The organism is Streptomyces sp. W16, assembly GCF_033194735.1.
GTDB lineage: Bacteria > Actinomycetota > Actinomycetes > Streptomycetales > Streptomycetaceae > Streptomyces.
In genome coordinates this window covers 1-3,690 of sequence record NZ_JAWOAI010000748.1, presented here as the reverse complement: position 1 = coordinate 3,690, position 3,690 = coordinate 1, and the positions used below count along the sequence as shown (strand labels likewise).

3 protein-coding genes and 1 pseudogene are annotated in these 3,690 nt (G+C 71.0%); 2 read left to right on the top strand and 2 right to left on the bottom strand.

The genetic code is table 11. The annotated features are described in order from the left end of the window. Nucleotides 1-205 (bottom strand): annotated as a pseudogene (locus tag R6V09_RS48485) (SAM-dependent methyltransferase); the annotation flags it as partial. Between the two features lie 118 nt (nt 206-323). Here R6V09_RS48485 and R6V09_RS48480 point away from each other — a divergent pair. Beyond that, on the top strand, nt 324-1,529 hold the full coding sequence (locus tag R6V09_RS48480) for a sensor histidine kinase (RefSeq protein WP_317887828.1): 1,206 nt from the start codon (nt 324-326) through the stop codon (nt 1,527-1,529). Between the two features lie 116 nt (nt 1,530-1,645). Beyond that, the gene (locus tag R6V09_RS48475; RefSeq protein WP_317887827.1) at nt 1,646-2,317 is read left to right on the top strand and encodes a response regulator transcription factor; all 672 of its coding nucleotides are present in this window, start codon (nt 1,646-1,648) and stop codon (nt 2,315-2,317) included. 86 nt (nt 2,318-2,403) lie between these two features. On the opposite strand, the gene R6V09_RS48470 is transcribed toward R6V09_RS48475, so the two are convergent. After that, on the bottom strand, nt 2,404-3,513 hold the full coding sequence (locus R6V09_RS48470) for a DUF5937 family protein (RefSeq protein WP_317887826.1): 1,110 nt from the start codon (nt 3,511-3,513) through the stop codon (nt 2,404-2,406). Nucleotides 3,514-3,690 lie beyond the last annotated feature (177 nt).

Here is a 3,690-nt window from a genome sequence, read left to right as displayed (position 1 = left end):
CCAGCGCGGCCGGCCGGTCCAGCGCCTCGTCCACCCGGCACAGCAGCCGTGCCACGGCCCCCGCGAAGAGCGCCGAAGCGTGCACGGACGTACGGAAGTGCCCGGCGGGTCCCTCGGGCCTCCGGTAGAACCCCTCGGGCCCGTAGAGGGCGTTCTCGGCCGCCGCCCGCCAGCCGCGCCACCCGGCCGCAGTGTCGTCCGTCACGGGGCCAGATTAAGTGCACAGGACAACCGGGCCTCCACCTTGGGGAGTACGCGGGGCGTATACGGATCGATCCTCCGGTTGACCCCCGCACACTTCGCGCATCCCTACGCTGGGTTACGTGCAGCGCCTCTACGACTTCCTCCGCAGACACCCGACATGGGTCGACACCTTCTGGGCTGTCTTCCTGCTGGGGCTGAGCGGCGTGAGCATCGCGAGTACCAGCTACGTGTCGGACCGGCACGGGACGGCTCAGGGCGCGATGGCGGTCTCGGCCGTCATGTGTGTGGCGATCGCGCTGCGCCGCCGCTGGCCGGAGAAGATGCTCGTCCTGGTCCTGGCGACGGGGCTCGCTCAGCTGGTCCTCGACATCGAGCCCGTGGCGGCCGACTTCGCCATGCTGGTGATCGTCTACACGGTCGCCGCGATCGGGGCCCGCTTGGCCTCCCGCTTCGCCCTGGCGACCGGTCTGGTCGCGGCGACCCTGTCGCAGATCCGCTGGCCACAGGGGCACACCAGTTCCGCCGGTCTGATCGCGATCGCGGTCTTCCAGACAGTGCCGTTCGCGCTGGCCTGGGTGCTGGGCGACTCGATGCGCACCCGCCGCGCGTACTTCGCGCAGCTGGAGGAGCGCGCCGCCCGGCTGGAGAAGGAGCGCGAGGCGCAGGCGAAGGTCGCGGTCGCCGCCGAACGCGCCCGGATCGCCCGCGAGCTGCACGACGTGGTCGCGCACAACGTGTCGGTGATGGTGGTCCAGGCCGACGGCGCCGCCTACGTCCTGGACTCCGCGCCGGACCAGGCGAAGAAGGCCCTGGAGACGATCTCCTCCACCGGCCGCCAGGCCCTCGCCGAGATGCGCCGCCTGCTGGGCGTGCTGCGCACCGGCGAGCACAAGGAGGCCGGCGAGTACGTTCCGCAGCCGGACGTCGAGCAGATCGACGACCTGGTCGAGCAGTGCCGTACGTCCGGACTGCCCGTCGACTTCAAGGTCGAGGGCACCCCGCGCCCGCTGCCCAGCGGCGTCGAGCTGACGGCGTACCGGATCGTGCAGGAGGCGCTCACCAACACCCGCAAGCACGGGGGGCCGAACACGGGCGCCAGCGTGCGGCTGGTGTACTTCGACGACGGTCTCGGGCTGCTCGTCGAGGACGACGGCAAGGGCGCCCCGCACGAGCTGTACGAGGAGGGCGGCGCCGACGGCCAGGGGCATGGTCTGATCGGTATGCGCGAGCGGGTCGGCATGGTCGGGGGCACCCTGGACGCGGGCCCCCGCCCGGGCGGCGGGTTCCGCATCAGCGCCCTGCTGCCGCTGAAACCCGCGCACTGATCTCTCGTACGCCGATTACTGACACCTGTAACGAATTGTTGGAAGGCCTGTTGAACGGCCTCAACCTGTTGAATGAATTGTTGAACGATCCTGCTGACGGAACGGAAGAGGACCCGATGGCGATCCGCGTGATGCTCGTCGACGACCAGGTGCTGCTGCGCACCGGTTTCCGGATGGTGCTCGCCGCCCAGCCGGACATGGAGGTCGTCGCGGAGGCGGGCGACGGTGTCGAGGCCCTTCAGGTGCTGGCCGCGACCGCGGTCGACGTGGTGCTGATGGACGTCCGTATGCCGAAGCTGGACGGGGTGGAGACCACCCGCCGCATCTGCCAGGGTGACAACCCGCCGAAGGTGCTGATCCTCACCACCTTCGACCTCGACGAGTACGCCTTCTCCGGGCTGAAGGCCGGCGCCTCTGGGTTCATGCTCAAGGACGTGCCGCCCGGTGAACTCCTCACCGCGATCCGCTCCGTGCACAGCGGGGACGCGGTGGTGGCGCCCTCGACGACCCGCCGGCTCCTGGACCGCTTCGCCCCGATGCTGCCCTCCGCCGGCAAGGAGCCCCAGCACAAGGAGCTGGAGCGGCTCACCGAGCGCGAGCGCGAGGTCATGATCCTCGTCGCCCAGGGGCTGTCCAACGGCGAGATCGCGGCCCACCTGGTGCTCTCCGAGGCGACCGTGAAGACCCATGTCGGCCGCATCCTGACCAAGCTCGGCCTGCGGGACCGGGTGCAGGTGGTCGTCCTGGCGTACGAGACGGGGCTGGTGCGGGCCGGCGGGCACGGCTGAGGAGACCGCCGACGGATCTACGGCGCTCCGGGACCGCCGTGCCGTCAGGCGCCGCGCTCTGGGACTGCCGTGCCGTCAGGCGCCGCCTACCTGAGGATGCCCTCCAGGAAGTCGCTGCCCAGGCGGGCCACCATCGTGACGTCCAGCTGGTGCAGGACGTAGCGGCCGCGGCGGCGGGTGGTGATCAGGCCGGCCCTCTTCAGGACGCCGAGGTGGCGGGATATCTCGGGGGCGGTCATGCCGTGCACCTGGGTCAGCTCGCTGGTGGTGAACGCGGTGCGGGCCAGGCTGCGGCACAGGCGCATGCGGACCGGGTGGGACAGGGCGGTCATCCTCAGGGTCAGCTGCTCCAGGGAGGTCGGCGCGGCGAACTTGGGCGACCCCACGGGGTAGTGCACGACGGGCTGCCAGCCGTACCGGTACAGGACCGTCAGATGCGGCCAGCCCAGGCTGGTGGGGACCAGGAGGAGGCCGCCGTCCTGGGTCGCAGTACGACCGGTGCCGAGTTTGTCGACCGTAATGCGGGTGGCCCTCTCGTCGAGCGTCACCGCGGTGGACATCGACGTCAGCGCCTCCGCCAGGCCCTTGTGCCGCAGGAGGTCAGTCTTGTGGCGGGCGTCGGCCGCGAGCTGGTGCTGCATCCGGGACCAGGTCTCCGCGAAGAACGCCTCGTCGCAGTCCTCCAGGAACTGCCGCAGCCAGGCCCTGGTCCGTGGCGGATCGGCCAACAGCCGCTCGGTGAACGCCAGTTGACGCGGACCACGGGTCGCGGCCTGCTCCAGGGCGCGCAGCCTGATCGTGGCGTCCGAGAGCGGGCCGGGTCCGCCGGTGCTGTAGGTGATGGCGCAGGTGGTGAACTCCAGCGCCGCGTCCACGAACTGCTCGTCCGTCAGCTTGTCCACCAGGTCCAGCTCTTCGGCGAGGGTGGCCCCGGGGAGCGTGCTGCGGCCGGGGATGCCCGCGCACGGCAGGAACAGGTCGGAGAACGTCGACCGCCACAGGAAGTCCGCCTCGCACATCCGGTCGGCCAGATGCGGGTCGAGCCGGGCGGTGACGCCGGTCACCCAGCCCTGGAGGCCGGGATGGTGACCCGGCTCGGACATCGCGTGCAGCGCCATGCACAGCTCGCCCAGGGGCGAGGGCGCGAAGACGACCTGCTCCTGCCGCAGCCCCGTGATGTCGATGTGCACGCTCATCTCCCCATCGTGCACCCCGCCACTGACAACGCCACCCTCGATTGACGGCGCCCGTCAATCGACGCGACAGCCGTCGGGCGGCGGCGCAGCCTGGAGACATGAGCGTCACCCAGCAGTACTTCCTCGACACCTACCGCGCCCAGCGGCTCGGCGAGGCCCCGCCGCCCCCGCCCGGCG

What these genes read in the sequence shown, in the direction of transcription:
- R6V09_RS48475 (WP_317887827.1), top strand. Translation starts at nt 1,646, where the DNA reads ATGGCGATCCGCGTGATGCTCGTCGACGACCAGGTGCTGCTGCGCACC.
- R6V09_RS48470 (WP_317887826.1), bottom strand. Translation starts at nt 3,513, where the DNA reads ATGAGCGTGCACATCGACATCACGGGGCTGCGGCAGGAGCAGGTCGTC.